14 protein-coding genes are annotated in these 18,024 nt (G+C 66.8%); 10 read left to right on the plus strand and 4 right to left on the minus strand.

Annotated elements, in window-relative coordinates; translation table 11 throughout:
• Nucleotides 1–25 precede the first annotated feature (25 nt).
• Nucleotides 26–1,360 carry a hypothetical protein gene (locus ACQR2C_RS09295; protein ID WP_316178825.1) on the minus strand — a complete coding sequence of 445 codons (1,335 nt, stop codon included), beginning with the start codon at nucleotides 1,358–1,360 and terminating at the stop codon, nucleotides 26–28.
• Between the two features lie 135 nt (nucleotides 1,361–1,495).
• Here ACQR2C_RS09295 and glmU point away from each other — a divergent pair, with 135 nt between their 5' ends.
• Both glmU and ACQR2C_RS09305 read left to right on the plus strand, forming a co-directional pair.
• Nucleotides 1,496–2,842 carry a bifunctional UDP-N-acetylglucosamine diphosphorylase/glucosamine-1-phosphate N-acetyltransferase GlmU gene (glmU, locus tag ACQR2C_RS09300; RefSeq protein WP_315800036.1) on the plus strand — a complete coding sequence of 449 codons (1,347 nt, stop codon included), beginning with the start codon at nucleotides 1,496–1,498 and terminating at the stop codon, nucleotides 2,840–2,842.
• Nucleotides 2,817–3,053 carry a hypothetical protein gene (locus ACQR2C_RS09305; RefSeq protein ID WP_434848625.1) on the plus strand — a complete coding sequence of 79 codons (237 nt, stop codon included), beginning with the start codon at nucleotides 2,817–2,819 and terminating at the stop codon, nucleotides 3,051–3,053. The genes glmU and ACQR2C_RS09305 overlap by 26 nt, the downstream gene beginning before the upstream one ends.
• Nucleotides 3,054–3,068: 15 nt before the next feature.
• Here the strand turns inward: ACQR2C_RS09305 and ACQR2C_RS09310 are convergent, their stop codons facing one another.
• Nucleotides 3,069–3,299, minus strand: a complete 231-nt coding sequence (locus ACQR2C_RS09310) for a hypothetical protein (RefSeq protein WP_315800034.1) — start codon at nucleotides 3,297–3,299, stop codon at nucleotides 3,069–3,071.
• A gap of 239 nt (nucleotides 3,300–3,538) precedes the next feature.
• Here ACQR2C_RS09310 and glmS point away from each other — a divergent pair, with 239 nt between their 5' ends.
• The 3 genes from glmS (at nucleotide 3,539) to ACQR2C_RS09325 (ending at nucleotide 7,198) form a co-directional block, all read left to right on the plus strand.
• The gene (glmS, locus tag ACQR2C_RS09315) at nucleotides 3,539–5,365 is read left to right on the plus strand and encodes a glutamine--fructose-6-phosphate transaminase (isomerizing) (protein ID WP_316215776.1); all 1,827 of its coding nucleotides are present in this window, start codon (nucleotides 3,539–3,541) and stop codon (nucleotides 5,363–5,365) included.
• Nucleotides 5,366–5,591: 226 nt separating this feature from the next.
• Nucleotides 5,592–6,206 (plus strand): LysE family translocator, encoded by a 615-nt coding sequence (locus ACQR2C_RS09320; RefSeq protein ID WP_315800032.1) that lies wholly within the window; start codon nucleotides 5,592–5,594, stop codon nucleotides 6,204–6,206.
• A gap of 194 nt (nucleotides 6,207–6,400) precedes the next feature.
• On the plus strand, nucleotides 6,401–7,198 hold the full coding sequence (locus ACQR2C_RS09325; protein WP_316178817.1) for a DUF502 domain-containing protein: 798 nt from the start codon (nucleotides 6,401–6,403) through the stop codon (nucleotides 7,196–7,198).
• Nucleotides 7,199–7,242: 44 nt separating this feature from the next.
• Here the strand turns inward: ACQR2C_RS09325 and ACQR2C_RS09330 are convergent, their stop codons facing one another.
• Entirely contained in the window at nucleotides 7,243–7,617 is a 375-nt protein-coding gene (locus tag ACQR2C_RS09330) for a VOC family protein (protein WP_315800031.1), read from the minus strand.
• Nucleotides 7,618–7,895: 278 nt separating this feature from the next.
• Here ACQR2C_RS09330 and ACQR2C_RS09335 point away from each other — a divergent pair, with 278 nt between their 5' ends.
• Together ACQR2C_RS09335 and ACQR2C_RS09340 are read left to right on the plus strand one after the other, a co-directional pair.
• On the plus strand, nucleotides 7,896–9,776 hold the full coding sequence (locus tag ACQR2C_RS09335; RefSeq protein ID WP_434880953.1) for an autotransporter domain-containing protein: 1,881 nt from the start codon (nucleotides 7,896–7,898) through the stop codon (nucleotides 9,774–9,776).
• Between the two features lie 164 nt (nucleotides 9,777–9,940).
• The gene (locus ACQR2C_RS09340) at nucleotides 9,941–10,795 is read left to right on the plus strand and encodes an NAD(P)-dependent oxidoreductase (RefSeq protein WP_316178814.1); all 855 of its coding nucleotides are present in this window, start codon (nucleotides 9,941–9,943) and stop codon (nucleotides 10,793–10,795) included.
• A 99-nt stretch (nucleotides 10,796–10,894) separates the two neighbouring features.
• On the opposite strand, the gene recG is transcribed toward ACQR2C_RS09340, so the two are convergent.
• On the minus strand, nucleotides 10,895–12,997 hold the full coding sequence (gene recG / locus ACQR2C_RS09345; protein ID WP_434880954.1) for an ATP-dependent DNA helicase RecG: 2,103 nt from the start codon (nucleotides 12,995–12,997) through the stop codon (nucleotides 10,895–10,897).
• Between the two features lie 193 nt (nucleotides 12,998–13,190).
• Between recG and ACQR2C_RS09350 the strand changes: the two genes are divergently transcribed.
• From ACQR2C_RS09350 to ACQR2C_RS09360, 3 genes are all read left to right on the plus strand, one after another.
• The gene (locus ACQR2C_RS09350; protein WP_315800027.1) at nucleotides 13,191–13,478 is read left to right on the plus strand and encodes a succinate dehydrogenase assembly factor 2; all 288 of its coding nucleotides are present in this window, start codon (nucleotides 13,191–13,193) and stop codon (nucleotides 13,476–13,478) included.
• A complete protein-coding gene (mfd, locus tag ACQR2C_RS09355) occupies nucleotides 13,478–16,993 on the plus strand; it encodes a transcription-repair coupling factor (protein WP_434880955.1) in 3,516 nt (1,171 codons plus the stop codon). The genes ACQR2C_RS09350 and mfd overlap by 1 nt, the downstream gene beginning before the upstream one ends.
• 99 nt (nucleotides 16,994–17,092) lie before the next feature.
• Nucleotides 17,093–17,473, plus strand: coding sequence for a hypothetical protein (locus tag ACQR2C_RS09360; RefSeq protein WP_434880956.1), 381 nt, complete (start codon nucleotides 17,093–17,095; stop codon nucleotides 17,471–17,473).
• Nucleotides 17,474–18,024 lie beyond the last annotated feature (551 nt).

The raw sequence follows: 18,024 nt of genomic DNA on the forward strand, positions 1-18,024 counted from the left end.
CTTTGACCGCTCGCTGATTTGAGACTCAGGAGCGGCGGAAGAACGACGACAGCGCCGACGGCTGCTCGGGCTTGGGCGCCTCGGCCGGCGGCGGCGACGGCGCGGCTGCCGTGGGCGGCGGCTCCTCGCGCTTGCCGTGGCGCTGCTGCTGGGCCTGCGGCTGATAGGTGCGCCGGCGCTGCACCGGCTTCGGGGCGGCGGCCGCGGGAGCGCCCGGCTTGGCCGCCTCCGGCTCCTCGCGGACCGCGAGGCGCTGGCCGTCATAGACGGTGGTCTCGCAGGCGCGCTGGCTCTCGGCGAGCACCGCGCAGATCTTCGCCGCCGTCGCCGCGTCACTCAACGGACCGGCGCCGAGCCGCAGCTGCATGCCCGGACCGCCTCGGCCTTCCTTGAGAATGACGATCGGCCTGAGCGAGGCGAGGTCGGCATGGGTTCTTACGAGGTCCCGCCACAGCGCCCGCAAGCCGCCGAGCGAGTTGGCCGCGCCGAGATCGACGGCAAATTCGGTCTTCTGGACCGCCGTGACCGCGGCGTCGGTGCTGTCACTGCCCTTGGCGCCGGCGGCCTCGGCGGGTTCAGCTCTTGCGAGCTTGTCGGTCTCGGCCGGCTTGCCGGCCGGGTCCGGTGCGCCAGCGGGCAGCGGCTTGGAACCAGCTGCTGCGACCGCAGGGGCGGGCGAGGCAGATGGTGTCGGGGACGGGGCCGCAGACACAGGCGATGACGAAGCTCCCGAGGCCGGCTCCTGCTTCGTCTTGTCGGCGCTCGCGGCAGCCGACGGAGCCACCGGCTGAGCCGGATTGGGTCCGGCCGCTCCGCTGGGAATCGGCATGAACGGGGACGCGTTCGCGAATGCCGGCAGGGGGCTGGGCGCCACGGAACTCGACGGAACCGCAGCCGGGGCGAGGGATTCCACGGCTGCGATCTGCGGCGCGGGCCCGGCCCTGCTGGCGGGATTCGGGGACGCCTGGGCGCTCTGCTTGGCCAGCGCGCCGGTCACCGAGTCCAATCCCTGCTCGAGCACGGTCACGCGCGCGTACAGCCGGTCCCGGTCGGTGTTGAGCGTCTCGATGGCCGCGCCGAGCTGGCGCGCCTCGCCCTGGGTCTCACGGGCCAGCGACTGCAGCAGTTGCGCCTGGCGCGACAGGTCGGCCGCAGAAACACGGTCCTGCCGCCATCCCTGTGCGGCCTGATTGGTGAAAACGGCCAGGCCGACGGCGCCGACGGCGCCAGCCCCCCACCAGCCGAGCCGCCACAGCGCGCGGCGATCGAACTCGTTCTCGTCGGCAAACAGTCCAGACAGAGTCGTGCCCGTCTTCTCAGCTGCATTTGCGCCGGCGGATTTGCGGGAGTCCTTAGCCATGAACCTGCCTTAATCGAATCACGAAGCGAACATTAACAGGAAAACCACCAGGGGCTTCAGCCGGTGCGGTTTGCCCCGCGCAGAAAACGCATTATGACAGCGCGACCTATGCGCTCCCTTCATCCCAGGTGTTTCATGACCGCTCGATCCAGTCTGACCATCGTGCTTGCGGCAGGCGAGGGCACCCGGATGCGCACGAGCGTGCCCAAGGTGTTGCATCCCGTCGCCGGCGAATCACTGCTGGCGCACGTCCTGGCGGCGGCGCCGCATGGGGATGGCGCCCGCGTCGCGGTGGTGGTGGGGCCGGGGCACGAGGCGGTCGAGAAGGAAGCCCGGCGCCTGCGCCCGGATGCGGATATCTTCGTCCAGCGCGACCGGCTGGGGACGGCGCATGCGGTGCTGGCGGCGCGGCAGGCGATCGCGCGCGGCGCCGACGATCTGCTGGTCGCGTTCGGCGACACGCCGCTGATCACGGCCGAGACGTTCGCGCGGCTGCGGGCGGCGCTCGCCGAAGGCGCGGCACTCGCCGTGCTCGGCTTCCGCGCCGCCGATCCGACCGGCTATGGACGCCTGCTGCTCGACGGATCGAAGCTGGTCGCGATCCGCGAGCAGGCCGATGCGAGCGAAGCGGAGCGGGCGATCACGCTGTGCAATGCCGGGGTGATGGCGATGGACGGCCGTCGCGCGCTGGGGATCCTCGACAGGATCGGCAATGCCAACAGCAAGGGCGAGTACTATCTGGTCGATGCGGTGGCGATCGCGCGCGAGCAGGGGCTCGATGCGGTCGTGATCGAAACCTCCGAGGACGAGGTGCGCGGCATCAACACCAAGGCGCAACTCGCCGAGGCCGAGGCGGTGATGCAGACCCGGCTGCGCCGCGCGGCGATGGATGCGGGCGTGACGCTGATCGCGCCGGAGACCGTCTATCTCGCCGCGGATACGACGTTCGGCAAGGACGTGACCATCGAGCCGTTCGTCGTGATCGGCCCCGGCGTGTCGATCGGCGACGGCGCGGTGGTGCATTCATTTTCGCACATCGTGCAGTCCAAGCTCGGCCGCAACAGCCTGCTCGGGCCGTTCGCGCGGCTGCGGCCCGGAACGTCGCTCGGCGACGGCGCCAAGATCGGCAATTTCGTCGAGGCCAAGGCTGCGGTGCTGGAGCCGGGCGTGAAGGTCAATCACCTGTCCTATATTGGCGACGCCCACGTCGGCGCCAATACCAACATCGGCGCCGGCACCATCACCTGCAATTATGACGGCTTCAACAAGCACAAGACGAACATCGGCGAGGGCGCCTTCATCGGCACCAACACCTCGCTGGTGGCGCCGATCAACATCGGCGCGCGCGCCTATATCGGCTCGGGCTCGGTGATCACGCGCGACGTGCCCGACGATGCGCTGGCGCTGGAGCGCAGTCCGCAGACGACGCGCGAAGGCGCCGCGGCGCGATTCCGGAATGCCAAGCAACGCCACAAAAAATAGGCGCGAGCCGGGGCAGGGCAGCTTGGATTTCGGTCAACTGCTGTTCGATCTCGTCGGTGCGATTCTGACTGCGATCGTACGGCTAGCCATGTTTTCTGGCCGCGTCGTTTACGCCACGCTTGGTACAACTCCCCCTTTGGAGATCATGTTGCTGACCGGGCTCGGCATATGGGCCCTGATCGGTGCGATCGCCGCTTGGGTCTTTCTATAGGCGCCACGCGCTTGTTCACTCTTCGTCGTCCTGGAACTCGGCGAACATCGCGCGCGTCAGGCGCCAGCCGCGGCGGGTGGCGTGCTTGACCGGCTCGTTCTTGCTCTGATGCTTGATCGGCATCGGCTTCAGCTCGTGACTCAGCGTCGGCGGCGGCCAGTGCGCCAGATGGCTCCCGGACGCCGGATGTGACAGGCTGAGCGAGCTGGTTCCCTTTGGATCAGTTGGGCGGCGGTAAAAGGCCATGGGTCATCTCCGACGCGATAGTCTTGTGCGAAAGCGTTGACCGCACGTTAAGCCCGCTCCGAACCGACCTCCGTGTCGAACCGGAGCTGCCGGCCTGCCGCGTGGTTAAGCCTTGCGTGAAGTCTTGCACTTAACCCTGTCGCAATCCGCAATAATTATTGAATCCTGAAAGCGCGCGGTTTTCGTTAAGACAATGCCACGCTTTTGAATCTCTCTCGACGATTTGGGGACTAGCGCTGATGTGCGGAATCATCGGGATCCTGGGACGCGGGCCGGTTGCCGAGCATCTCGTCGATTCCCTGAAACGTCTCGAATATCGTGGCTACGATTCCGCGGGTGTCGCCACGCTCGAGGGCGATCATCTGGACCGGCGGCGCGCCGAGGGCAAGCTGAAGAACCTCGAGAAGCGGCTCGAGCAGCAGCCGCTGAAGGGGCACGCCGGCATCGGTCATACCCGCTGGGCCACCCACGGCAAGCCGACCGAGAGCAACGCGCATCCGCACGCAACTGACAATGTTGCCGTGGTGCATAACGGCATCATCGAGAATTTTCGCGAACTACGCGCCGAGCTCGAAAAGCAGGGCGCCAGGTTCGCATCCGAGACCGACACCGAGACCGTCGTCCATCTGGTCAATTCCTATCTGCTGAAGGGCCACACGCCGCAGCAGGCGGTCGCTGCGTCGCTGCCGCAGTTGAAGGGCGCCTTCGCGCTGGCCTTCCTGTTCAAGGGCCACGGCAATCTCCTGATCGGCGCCCGCAAGGGCTCGCCGCTGGCGCTCGGCTATGGCGACGGCGAGATGTTCCTGGGCTCGGACGCGATCGCGCTGGCGCCGTTCACCGACACGATCAGCTATCTCGACGACGGCGACTGGGTCGAGATCACCCGCGATTCCGGCATCATTCACGACGCCTCGGGCGCGGTGGTGAAGCGCGAGGTGCTGAAATCCGGCGCGTCGTCGTTCCTGGTCGACAAGGCCAATTATCGCCACTTCATGGCCAAGGAGATCCACGAGCAGCCGGAGGTCGTCGGCCACACCCTGGCGCGCTACGTCGACATGGGCACCGAGCGCGTGATGCTGCCGGCGCGGCTGCCGTTCGACTTCAAGGACATCCAGCGCATCTCGATCACCGCCTGCGGCACCGCGAGCTACGCCGGATTCGTCGCCAAATACTGGTTCGAGCGCTTCGCGCGGGTGCCGGTCGAGCTCGACGTCGCCTCCGAGTTCCGCTACCGCGAGGCGCCGCTTCGCAAGGGCGATCTCGCCATCTTCATCTCGCAGTCCGGCGAGACCGCCGACACCCTGGCCGCGCTGCGCTACGCCAAATCGCAGGGCGTGCATACGCTCTCCGTCGTCAACGTGCCGACCTCGACGATCGCGCGCGAGAGCGAGATCGTGATGCCGACGCTGGCCGGTCCCGAGATCGGCGTCGCCTCGACCAAGGCCTTCACCTGCCAGTTGATGGTGCTGGCGGCGCTCGCCATCGCCGCCGGCCGCGGCCGCGGCGAGCTGTCCGAGGCCGACGAGACCAAGCTGGTCCACGGCCTGGTCGAGGTGCCGCGTCTGATCGCGGCGGCGCTGACCACCGAGCCGCAGATCGAGAAGCTCGCCCGCGAGATCGCCAAGTCAAAGGACGTGCTCTATCTCGGCCGCGGCACCTCCTATCCGCTGGCGCTGGAAGGCGCGCTGAAGCTGAAGGAGATCTCCTACATCCATGCCGAGGGCTACGCCGCCGGCGAGCTCAAGCATGGGCCGATCGCGCTGATCGACGAGACCATGCCGGTCGTCGTCATCGCGCCGTATGACCGCGTGTTCGAAAAGACCGTGTCGAACATGCAGGAGGTCGCCGCGCGCGGTGGCAACATCATCCTGATGACCGATGCCAAGGGCGCCGAGGAGGCGACGGTGGACTCGCTGGTCACGATCACCATGCCGGACATGGCCGCGACCTTCACGCCGATCGTCTACGCCATCCCGGTCCAGCTGCTGGCCTATCACACCGCCGTGGTGATGGGCACCGACGTCGACCAGCCGCGCAACTTGGCGAAGTCGGTCACGGTGGAGTAGATACGCCGCCGCTTGCCGCGTCCAAGCGATGCTCTCGCGTCGCCTTGAGAACCAGTTGGGCGTGAGTTGCGACGCGGCCTCTGCACATTCGCTGTCATCCCGGCGAACGCCGGGATCCATAACCACCTCACTTCGTGGCTGGCAGCTCCAGCGAGGCCCAAACTACCTCCCGGGACGACGGCCGAGTTTGCCTGTGCTGTGGCGCAACTGATTGACAGGGATTCCGATGGCACTCGACACTTGGCTGCTGTTCCTGCTCACGAGCATCGGAATCTCCCTGACGCCCGGACCCAACGGCCTGCTTGCCCTGACGCACGGCGCGCTGCATGGCGGTCGCAGGACATTGTTCACGATCGCCGGCGGCCTGATCGGCTTCATCCTCGTCATCGCGCTGTGCATGTTCGGCATCGGCGCGCTGGTGCAAGCGTCGATCACCTGGCTCGTGGTCCTGAAGTGGGTCGGCGGACTCTATCTCGCCTGGCTCGGGATCAAGCTCTGGTTCGCGCCGCCGGTCGGCGTCGATCTGGCCGGCCAGACCGTGGCGGCCCGCCCGCACGCGCTGTTCCGCCAGGGCTTCCTGACCGCGGCCACCAACCCGAAATGCCTGCTGTTCTTCAGCGCCCTGCTGCCACAGTTCATCGACCCCGATCGCAGCCTGGCGGTGCAGTTCGCCGTCGTGGCCGTCACCTATACGGTGACCGAGTTCGTCACCGAATACGCCATTGCCAGCGCGGCGGCCCAGGTTCGTCCGTGGCTCGCCCGGGTCGGGCGGCGCTTCAACCAGGTCTGCGGCGGCATCTTCGTGGCGGTCGGCCTGGCCCTGCCGCTGCGAAGCGCCTAGGGCGGCGCGTTTGCCCTTTTGAGTGGCTCCCCGCCGCCGCAGGGATTGAAATCGACGCCTTGCACGCTGACTTGGTGCCCGGCTGCCGGGCCACAGGTCAGCGGCAAAGCGCGCCTGTGTCGGAAAGAGGGCCTTTGCCCTTCAAAAATCTGCTAAGACCCTTAGCTGAGATTTGATCCGACCCGGAAGTTCGCATGAGTTCCCGCGACGACCTGCCGCCTGAGACCGATCCCTTGGCCGATGTTCCGGCCGAGACGCCCCACCATGGGCTGATGTTCCGGTTTCGCAATTATTTCCTGACCGGCCTCGTCGTCGCCGGACCCGTTGCCATCACGCTCTACATCACCTGGTGGTTCGTGACCTGGGTGGACGGGCTGGTTCGGCCGTTCGTGCCGCTGGTCTATCGTCCGGAAACCTATCTGCCGTTCGGCGTGCCCGGCTCCGGCCTGATCGTGGCCGTGATCGGACTGACGCTGCTCGGCTTCCTGACGGCCAACCTCATCGGCCGCACCCTGGTCGACCTCGGCGAGCGGCTGCTCGGCCGCATCCCGGCGGTGCGGGCGATCTATCGCGGCCTCAAGCAGGTTTTCGAGACGCTGTTCTCGGGCAAGGGTTCGAGCCTGCGCCGTGTCGGCCTGGTCGAGTTTCCGTCGCCCGGCATGTGGTCGATCGTGCTGATCTCGCAGCCGCCGAGCGCGGAGATTTCGAGCCGGCTGCCCGGTGACGACGAGCAGATCTCGGTGTTCTTGCCGTGCGCGCCGAACCCCACCACCGGCTTTTTCTTCTATCTGCCGCGGAGCAAGATCATCGAGGTGGACATGAGCGCCGAGGACGCGGCGACGCTGATCATGTCCTGCGGCGTGGTGCAGCCGGGATCGGACCAGCAGAAAAAAGTCGCGGCGCTGGCCAACATGGCCAACGCCGCGCGCCTCGCCAACGCACCCGCGCAGCCATCGCCGCACCGCGAGCCCGAGCCGGCCAAGGCCGACTAGGCTGAAGGGCCGACTGGCGCGAAAGGCCAGCCACTGCGGAAGAGCTAGGCCGCATCCTGCGGAACGAACACGCGCAGGCGATGTCCATCCGGATCGAGCGCGACGAACGTCGTTCCGAAATCCATCCGCGTCGGCGCCTGCGCGATCGAAAGTCCGCGCGCCTTCCAGTCGTCGTGCAGCCTTTGGACCTCGCCGGCATCGCCGACCGCGAACGCGACCTCGCCGAAGCCTGCTGCGCCGGCCGCTGGCGGCTCGACCGTGTGCCGCGACCACAGGCCCAGCATGACGCCCTCGCGCAGCGGCAGCATGGCGAACGTCGGCGATTGTTCGATCACGGGCCGGCCAAGCAGATCCGCATAGAAGGCCGCGCTGCTCGGCGGGTTGTCGACGTAGAGGATCAGGAAATTGAACTCGGGCATCGTCTTTTCTCCGGTGGCGGCGCCGGCTGCGGCGCGTCAGCCACACGACTAGCCGAGCTCCCTGCCAGATTCTGTCAGCAGCCTTCGCGAGCACGTTCGGCGGCAGTCCGGTCCGCCCAGCGGGCAAACGTGCGCATCGCGGCACTTTGCACTGCATGATGATGCGAGGAAGGCACAGCCACGGATGTCGTCGTTCCTACAACCAGCGGGCGGTGGTGTTTCGAATGGTCACCATGGAAACATCGGGCAAACAAAAGTATGACGTTGGGGAAGCGCGTATGAGGCCTGTGAGTAGAACGACGTTGTTGTGCGTGGTCGCGCTGTCCGTAGCGTCGCTGCAACTGACCGGGCCGGCGGCAGCCCAGACCACCTATACGCGCATTCAGGCCTTTGGCGACAGCTACGCCGATACGGGCAATCTCTGGACCTTCACCGGCGGGGCCGGCAAGCTGCCGCTCTATCCCACCGGCCGCTTCAGCGGCGGCACCAATTTCGTCGACACGACCTCGGCGCTGCTCGGCATTCCCCAGCTCAACTACGCGATCGGCGGCGCCATGGCCGGCAACACCAACGTAGTGGCGCCCGGCATTCCCGGCTTCTTCCAGGAGTGGAGCGGACTGACCGGCTTCTCCGGCAGGGTCTCATCGACCGACCTCGTCGAAATTTCCGTCGGCGGCAATGACGCACGAGCCTACTACCGCGCCGGCGGCTCGCTCGCTGGAGCGCCGACGGCCGCGGCCGTCACGGCTCAGCAGGCCATGGCCGGCATCAACGCGCTGGTCGGGGACGGCGCGCGCAGCATCGTGTTCACGGCCGGCGATGTCAGCACCTTGCCGGAGGCCGTCGGCAACGCCAATGCTCCAGCCGGCAAGGCCTACAGCACGACCTACAACAGCCTGATGCAGCAGTCGCTCGCCGGCGTCGCGCGTTCGGGCGTACGTGTCGAGTATGTCGACACCGGACTGGTGGGGACGCTGATCCAGGCCAATCCGTCGCGCTATGGCTTCACCAATGTCGGCGCCTGTCCGATCGCCTGCATCGGCAATCCTGCGCTGCAGAACCAATACCTGTTCTATGTCGATGGCGTGCACCTGACGTCACACGGCTTCGAGGTGCTGGGCCAATATATCGTCAACCGCCTCAACGCGCCGCTGACCTTCGCGCCGCAAGGCGAGGTGGGGTCGATCACGGCGATGGGCTTCGCCTCGACCCTGTTCGGCAAGCTCGACATGTTCCGCGAGACCGCGGGCTTTGCTCCATCGACGATGAACGCCTATGGGGCAATGGGCCGCCCGCCCCACACCAAGGCGCCGCCGCTCGCGTCGGTCAGTCCATGGTCGTTCTACATGCAGGGCAATGGCGGCGTCAGCGACCGCCAGGGCAGCGCCGCCTCGAACGGCTTCAATCTCGACAGCATCGGCGGCACGATTGGCGTCGAGTACCGGCTGTCGGCGAACGCCATGATCGGCACCGCCTTCGACTACTCCAACCCGAAGGCGAGGCTGTTCAACAGCGCCGGCACCACGGATGCCAACTCCTATCAGTTCGGCCTCTACGGCGCCTGGGCCAGCAGCAACCTGTTTGCGGAAGCGCTCGCGACGATCGGCCATCAGGACTATCGCAACACGCGGCCGGGCGTCGTCGACACCATCACCTCCAATCCCGGCGGCACGACCTTCGTCGCGGCCGGCAAGGCCGGTTACCTGTTCGATGCCGGCACGGCAAAGCTCGGCCCGATCGGCGGGCTGACCTATGCCCGCGCCCGTGTCGACGGCTTCACCGAGACCGGCGATCCTGCGCTCACGCTCGCGGTCGGCTCGCAGACCGCCGAGACCCTGATCGGCAGCGTCGGCGTGCAGCTGCGCAACCCGTTCCAGGTGCAGGGCAACGTCATCAATCCGTACCTGAACCTGACGCTCGATGACGACCTCATCGGCAACGGCCGCCTGATTCAGTACAGCGCGACGTCGGCGCCCGTCATCGTCAACAACTGGACCGTTCCGAACGGCACCTCGCACGACGTCTACGGCCGGGTGAGCGCCGGCGTCGTGGCGCCGTTCTGGAGCAATGTGGCGCTGACGGCGACCGTGTCGCGCACCATCGGACGCACGGGTGGCGACGATTTCTTCGGCAGCGGAGGATTGAAGATCGCGTTCTGAGGTCTGCCGCGGCGGCCAGCGTTCTCGGGGGCTCTGAGGGGAGCGTTGAAGTTGCGGCCAAGGCGAGGGCAGCCCGGAAGGGCTGCCCTTCGTTTTCGTGCCTTCAATTTTGTCACGGGGTGCGCATAGTCTTCGAGACCATCGTTGGAACCGGAGCCGTCCTCATGCCCCCCAGCATTGCCGTCATCGCACCGGGCGCAATGGGCGGCGCGATCGCTGCCCGTCTCGTGGAGCACGGCTGCAACGTCCTGACGTCGCTCGAGGGGCGCAGCGCGGCGACGCGGGCGAGAGCGGCCGCATCCGGCATGATCGGCGCCAGCGATGCCGAGATCGCCAATGCGGACATCATCCTGTCGATCGTGCCGCCGGGCGAGGCCGTGGCGCTGGCGGAGCAGCTCGCGACGGTCATCAACCGGAATTCGAGGAAGCCCATCATCGTCGACTGCAATGCCGTCAACGTCGAGACCATCCGGACGATCGAGGACATCGTGCTGTCGTCGGGCGCGCGCCTGGTGGATGCCGCCATCATCGGCCTGCCGCCGAAGCCCGGCACGAAGGGACCGGCCTTCTATGTGAGCGGCGAGGCGTCCGCCGATGTCTCCGTGCTGGGCCAACTCGGGCTCGATCTGCGACGGATCGAAGGACCCATCGGCGCGGCTTCGGCGCTGAAGATGTCCTATGCCGGCATCAACAAGGGGCTGACCGGGCTCGGCGCCGCGATGGTGCTGGCCGCCACCCGCGCCGGCGCAGCGGACGCGCTGCGCGATGAGCTGGCTCTGAGCCAGCCGCACGTGCAGGCGCGGCTCGGCAATGCGCTGCCGGACATGCTGCCGAAGGCCTATCGCTGGGTTGCCGAAATGCGCGAGATCGCGGGCTTCCTCGGAGAGGATCATCCGGCGGCGCTGATCTACGAAGGTTTCGCGCGGCTGTTCGAGCACATCGCTGCGGACGTGCAGGGGGAGGGGGCAGAGGCGGCGCAACTGGTGGCCTTCGCCGAGAGCTGCAAGGCGAAGACGTAGCCGGAACCTCTCCCCGCGTCATTGCGAGCGCAGCGAAGCAATCAAGAATCCCGCGACGACTCTGGATTGCTTCGCTGCGCTCGCAATCACGGCGTTGGTCTATCCCGCGGTCAACAGCGGGATCGCTTCATCCCGTTCGTACAGATACAACAAACAGCGCAGCGCGTCGCTGCGCGGACCCTTCAGCTTCGGATCCTCTTTCAGGATGCGCAGCGCCTCGTCGCGCGCCTGGGTGATCAACTGGGCGTGCACCTCGGGCCGCGCGATGCGATAGCCGGGCAGGCCGCTCTGGCGGATGCCGAGCACGTCGCCTTCGCCGCGCAGCTTGAGATCCTCCTCGGCGATGCGGAAGCCGTCGGTGGTCTCGCGGATCACCGCGAGCCGCGCCTTCGACATCGGCCCGAGCGGCTCGTGATAGAGCAGGATGCAGGTCGAGGCCTCGGAGCCGCGGCCGATGCGGCCGCGCAGCTGGTGCAATTGTGCGAGGCCGAAGCGCTCGGCATTCTCGATCACCATGATGCTGGCGGCCGGCACGTCGACGCCGACCTCGACCACCGTGGTCGCGACCAGCAGGCGCAGCTCATGCGCCGCAAACCGCCCCATGACGTCGTCCTTCTCGCTGCCCTTCATCTTGCCGTGGACGAGGCCGACCTTGTCGCCGAAGCGCTCGCGCAGGCTCTCGTAGCGATCCGTCGCGTTGGTGAGATGGTCGATGCCCTCGGCCTCGGATTCCTCGACCAGCGGGCAGATCCAGTACACCAGCTTGCCGGCATCGAGCGCGCGGCCGACGGCGTCGATGACCTCGCCGAGCCTGGTATCGGCGACCGCGCGGGTGTCGATCGGCTGCCGGCCGGCCGGCTTCTCGCGCAGCTCGGAAATGTCCATGTCGCCGAAATAGGTCAGCACCAGCGTGCGCGGGATCGGCGTCGCCGACAGCACGAGCACGTCGACGGCCTCGCCCTTCGAGGTCAGCGCCAGCCGCTCGCGCACGCCGAAGCGGTGCTGCTCGTCGACGATGGCGAGCGCCAGCGACTTGAAGACCACGTCGTCCTGGATCAGCGCGTGGGTGCCGATCAGGATGTCGATCTCGCCGGCTTCGAGCCGGGCGAGGATGTCGCGGCGCTCCTTGCCCTTCTCGCGTCCGGTGAGGATGACCACGTTCATGCCGGCGCGCGCGGCGAGCGGGGCGATGGTCTTGGCATGCTGGCGCGCCAGGATCTCGGTCGGCGCCATCAGCGCCGCCTGCTTGCCGGCCTCGGCGACGGCGGCTGCGGCCAGCAGCGCCACCACCGTCTTGCCGGAGCCGACGTCTCCCTGCAGCAGCCGCAGCATCCGCACCGGTTTTTCGAGATCGGCGGCAATCGCGGCCATCGCCTCGGCCTGCGAGTTCGTCAGCGCATAAGGCAGGGCGTCGATGATCCTGCGGCGCAGGCGGCCGTCGCCGGCGTGGCGGTTGCCGGCGGGCCGGCGCAGCTGCGCCCGCACCAGCGCCAGCGCCAATTGCCCGGCGAGCAGCTCGTCGAAGGCGAGGCGCGACCAGAACGGGTTCTCCGGCAGGATGTCGGTCAATTCCTGCGGGACGTGCACCCGCGTCAGCGCCTCCCTCAAGGACGGGAAGTTGCAGCGGCGGAGCACCTCCGGGCTGATCCACTCCGGCAGGTCCGGCAGTTTGGTCAGCGCGGCGGCGATCGCCCGCCGCAGCGAGCCCAGCGCGAGGCCCTCGGTCAGCGGATAGACCGGGTCGATTCCTGACAGTTTTGCAAACCCCGCCTCATCGAGGATGCGGTCGGGATGCACGATCTGCGGCACGCCGTCGTACATCTGCACCGTGCCGGAGACGTAGCGCTTGGCGCCGACCGGCAGGATCTTCTCGATGTAGTCGCCCTTGGGGCGGAAGAACGTCAGCACGACGTCGCCGGTCTCGTCGCTGGCGTAAACGAGGTATGGCGCGCGCGCGTTGCGCGAGGGACGGTGGCGGTCGACCGTGACCTCCAGCGTCACGACCGTGCCGACCTCGACGTCGCGGACCTTCGGCCGGTTACGGCGGTCGATCACGCTGGCCGGCAGATGCAGCAGCAGGTCGACCAGCCGCGGCGTCTCGCTGCAGCCGAGCAGGTAGCGCAGCAGCTTGTCCTGCTTCGGCCCGACCCCTGAGAGGGCGGTGACCGGCGCAAACAGGGGATTGAGGATGCTGGGGCGCATGGAGCGAACACTTAAAGCGGTTTGGGAGCCGGGATAGCCGCGAATGCCGAGACATCCACGTCTTTTTCTCAGTTTTCAGGTGCCGGGCATGCCGGTTCTGCAGTCCCGAGGGCTGACAGGGACGCCGCGCACCGCTATATCAACCGCGCCCGGCACCGTCCGGGCTTTTGGCGTTGTACTGCAGGATGTCGCGATGACTGGAACGACCCGATCGAGCCAAGGCCTTGACGACCGCCGCAAGCGGCTCCTGTTCCGCTGCTGGCATCGCGGCACCCGCGAGATGGATCTGATCCTCGGCCGCTTTGCCGACGCCGAGATCGGCAGCCTCAGCGAGAGCGAGCTGGCCGAGCTCGAGCAACTGCTCGAAGTCCCCGACCCGGACTTTTATGCCGCGGTCACCGGCGCCCGGCCGCTGCCGCCGGAGCAGACCCCGGCGCTGTTCGCTCGCATCAAGGCGTTCCGCGCGGTGGACGCCGACTGATGAAGAGCCCGGTCAAGTCGCCTGCCGAGCATCTCGCGCCGGGGCGCGCGCTGACGCTCGCCAACGTCGCCGAGGGCGCCGAAGGCCTCGTCGTCTCCGACCTCGCGCGTGCCATCGCCGCCAGGCCGAAGCCGCCGGCGGTGAGCCTTGCCGTGGTCTGCCGCGACGGCGCACGCATGCAGCAGCTGGCGCGGGCGCTCGACTTCTTCGCGCCCGATCTTCCTGTCATGCAGTTCCCGGCCTGGGACTGCCAGCCCTATGACCGCGTCTCGCCGCATGGCGGCATCCTGGCGCAGCGCGTCACGACGCTGGCGCGGCTGTCGCGCCTGGCCGGCAGCGACAAGCCGCTGATCGTGCTGACCACGGTCAACGCCATCGTCCAGCGCGTCCCGGCGCGCGACACCATGGCCGGGCAGGCGCTGTCGGTGGCGCCTGGCCATGTCGTGCCGATGGACTCGGTCGTCGCTTGGCTCGAGCACAACGGCTACAACCGCTCGTCCACCGTGCGCGAGAGCGGCGAATATGCGGTGCGCGGCGGCATCCTCGACCTGTTTCCCGCCGGCCTCGACCAGCCGGTGCGCTTCGACTTTTTTGGCGACAGCCTGGAATCGATCCGCACCTTTGACGCAGAGACCCAGCGCACCCTGCTCGACATGCGCTCGCTCGATCTGGTGCCCGTCTCCGAATTCCAACTGGTCACCGACACCATCCGCCGCTTCCGCATGGGCTATGTCGCCGAGTTCGGCGCGCCCGAGCGCGACGATGCGCTGTACGAGGCCGTCAGCGAGGGCCGGCGCTATCCCGGCATGGAGCACTGGCTGCCGCTGTTCCACGACAAGATGGAGACGCTGTTCGACTACCTGCCGAACACGCCGGTCGTGATCGAGCCGCAGGGCGAGGACGCCGCGCGCGAGCGCTTCAAGCAGATCATCGATTATTACGACGCGCGTCGCGAGGCCATGGAGCATCCCGGCGGCGGCGCGATCTACAAGCCGCTGACGGTCGACCGCCTGTATCTGACGTCGTCCGAATGGGCTGAGCGGCTCGCAGCCGTTCCGCTGGCGCGGATCACGCCCTTCGCCGTGCCCGAAGCGGCAAACGTCGTCGACATCGGGGCACGGCAGGGCCGCAACTTCGCGCCGGAGCGCAACGACGCCGCGGTCAACGTGTTCGAGGCCGTGGTGGCGCATGTGCAGGCGCTGCAGTCGGTGCGCAAGAAGGTCGTCATCGCGCTGTGGAGCGAAGGCTCGCGCGACCGCATGGCCAGCATGTTGAAGGACCACAAACTGATCCACGTCACCAGCGTCAATACCTGGCGCGTGGTGCAGGCGACGCCACGCAACGAGACCATGCTGGCGCTGCTCGGGCTGGAGTCCGGCTTCGAGACCGATCAGATCGCGGTCATCTCCGAGCAGGACATTCTCGGCGATCGCCTGGTGCGGCCGCGCCGGGCGAGCCGCAAGCTCGACAATTTCATCTCCGAGGTCACGAGCCTCGGCGTTGGCGACATCGTTGTGCACGTCGATCACGGCATCGGCCGCTTCGTCGGTCTGCAGACGCTCGAAGTCGCCGGCGCGCCGCATGACTGTCTCGAGCTGCGCTACGCCGGCGAGACCAAGCTGTACCTGCCGGTCGAGAACATCGAGCTGTTGTCGCGCTACGGCTCCGACCAGACCAATGTCGAGCTCGACAAGCTCGGCGGTTCCGGCTGGCAGACCCGCAAAGCCAAGCTCAAGAATCGCATCCGCGAGATGGCGGGCGAGCTGATCAAGATCGCCGCCGAGCGTATGCTGCACGAGGCGCCGAAGCTGCCGGTGCAGGCGGGCCTCTACGACGAGTTCTGCGCGCGCTTCCCCTATGACGAAACCGAGGACCAGCTCGCCGCGATCCAGGCGACGCTCGCCGATCTCGAAGCAGGACGTCCTATGGACCGCTTGGTCTGCGGCGACGTCGGCTTCGGCAAGACCGAGGTGGCGTTGCGCGCGGCGTTCGCGGTCGCGCTGGATGGCAAGCAGGTCGCCGTCGTCGTGCCGACCACGCTGCTGGCGCGCCAGCACGCGAAAACCTTCACCGAGCGCTTCAAGGGTTTCCCGGTCAACGTCGCGCAGGCCTCGCGCCTCGTCTCGACCAAGGAGCTCAACCAGGTCAAGAAGGGGCTCGCCGACGGCTCGGTCGACATCGTCGTCGGCACCCACGCGCTGCTCGGCAAGTCGATCAAGTTCCGCGACCTCGGCCTCGTCATCGTGGACGAGGAACAGCATTTCGGCGTCAGCCACAAGGAACGGCTGAAGCAGTTGCGCGCGGAAGTCCACGTGCTGACCCTCTCGGCCACGCCGATTCCGCGCACCTTGCAGCTTGCTTTGACCGGCGTGCGCGAGCTGTCGATCATCGCCTCGCCACCGGTCGATCGCCTTGCCGTGCGCACCTTCGTCGCGCCGCATGATCCCGTGATGATCCGCGAGGCGCTGCTGCGCGAGCGTTATCGCGGCGGCCAGGCGTTCTACGTGGTGCCGCGCATCGACGACCTCGCCGAGGTCAAGGAGTTCCTCGACAAGACCGTGCCGGAGATGAAGGTCGCGGTCGCCCATGGCCAGATGGCGCCGACCGTCATCGAGGACATCATGTCGGCGTTCTACGACGGCAAGTTCGACATCCTCTTGTCGACCACGATCGTCGAATCCGGCCTCGACATTCCCCGCGCCAACACACTGATCGTGCACCGCGCCGACATGTTCGGCCTCGCCCAGCTCTATCAGCTGCGCGGCCGCGTCGGCCGCTCCAAGCTGCGCGCCTATGCGCTGTTCACCCTGCCGTCGACGCACAAGATCAGCCCGCAGGCCGAGAAGCGCCTGGGTGTGCTGCAGTCGCTGGAGACGCTCGGCGCCGGCTTCCAGCTCGCCAGCCACGACCTCGACATCCGCGGCGCCGGCAATCTCCTCGGCGACGAGCAGTCCGGCCACATCAGGGAGGTCGGCTTCGAGCTCTATCAGTCGATGCTGGAGGAGGCGATCGAGAACCTCAAGGCGGGCATCACCGAGCCGACCGTCGACCGCTGGTCGCCGCAGATCACCATCGGCATGCCCGTGCTGATCCCGGAGGACTACGTCTCCGACCTCTCGGTGCGGCTGTCGCTGTACCGAAGGCTCGCCGATCTCGAGACCGACGAGGAGATCGAGAATTTTGCCGCCGAGCTGCGCGACCGCTTCGGCAAGCTGCCGGACGAGACGCGCTATCTGTTCAAGGTCGCGGCGATCAAGAACTACTGCCGCCGGGCCAATGTCGAGAAGGTCGATGCCGGTCCGAAGGGCGCCGTCGTCGCCTTCCGCGACAACAGTTTTGCCTATCCCGAGCGCCTGGTCGCCTTCATCAAGCGCCACGGCCAGGCCGCCAAGGTACGTCCCGACATGAAGGTCGTGTTCCTGCAGATATGGGAGACCCCGGAGGAGCGGCTGGCGGGGACGACGGATATCCTCAAGGAGCTGGCCGAGCTCGCGGAGAAGAAGAAGGCGGCGTAGGAGTGGAGCGCCACGTATCAGATTCAGATGACACGATATCCAAACCAAATCGACTGTGTGTGGACTGCCTCTGATGGAGACGGTCATGTCGGCGCCTTCATGACCGCAGGCGCAGGACCAATCCCCGCGACCGCACTCAATGTGAATCATACCCCCATCGAGGATATCGAACAGCATTTGTTGCGGTTGCCGATTGTGTCATCGGCTCGTTTGCTTGTCAGAGTGCCGCGGCCGGACAGCTTCATCGATTTGGCCGAAAGAGGGCTTTTCGTCTACGATTGGACCGACGTCCATCGCTCAATCGCTAACGCAAAACGAATGTACGAGCTGGTCGCCGTACCGGCGTCAGCGCTTCTCCCCGATCGGCTCTCCGGTGAATTGCACATCCTTGCCGACCCGGTGCAACTACCAGATATACGATTCGGCAACGCCGCGTGGTTGGACATTCAATCGATGATGACCTGCGTCGTAGCGGACTGATCACCGAAGCTGCCAGCCGAAATGCAGGGCCAAGCTGGCGATCAGGAACACCGAGACGATCGCCACGACGCTGACCCAATCGGTCTCCTCGCGAGATTGCCGATTTTGCATGATCCATGCTCCGCTTCGTTGGATGGCCCCGATTCCATCAGGGTGATTGCACCAAACGAGTAAGGCGGATGCGCGATCTCAACATGCACGTATTGGGCTGAGATTGTGATCAGGAAGCATGGACCGTAGGGTGGGCAAAGCGGCCGCCGCCAGGCGGCTGCGTGCCCACCGTCGCGCGGCGCGCTGTGCCGGAAGATGGTGGGCACGGCGCATCTGCACCGCCCCTGTGGCGAGACCTGCATGCGCCTTTGCCCACCCTACGGTCCGGCGCTCTTTGATTGGACACGAGCTGTTAGTTCATTGCATCATTGGAGTGCAGCGAAGCAATCCAGAGTCCCATTGACGCCCTGGATTGCTTCGCTGCTGTTCAGCCCGGGGACATGGCTGACAGGTGTTCGGAGACATGGTTGACACCTCAAAATTGGCTCGATTCGTCAAGC

The organism is Bradyrhizobium sp. HKCCYLRH3061 (genome assembly GCF_051168015.1).
Taxonomy (GTDB): Bacteria; Pseudomonadota; Alphaproteobacteria; order Rhizobiales; family Xanthobacteraceae; genus Bradyrhizobium.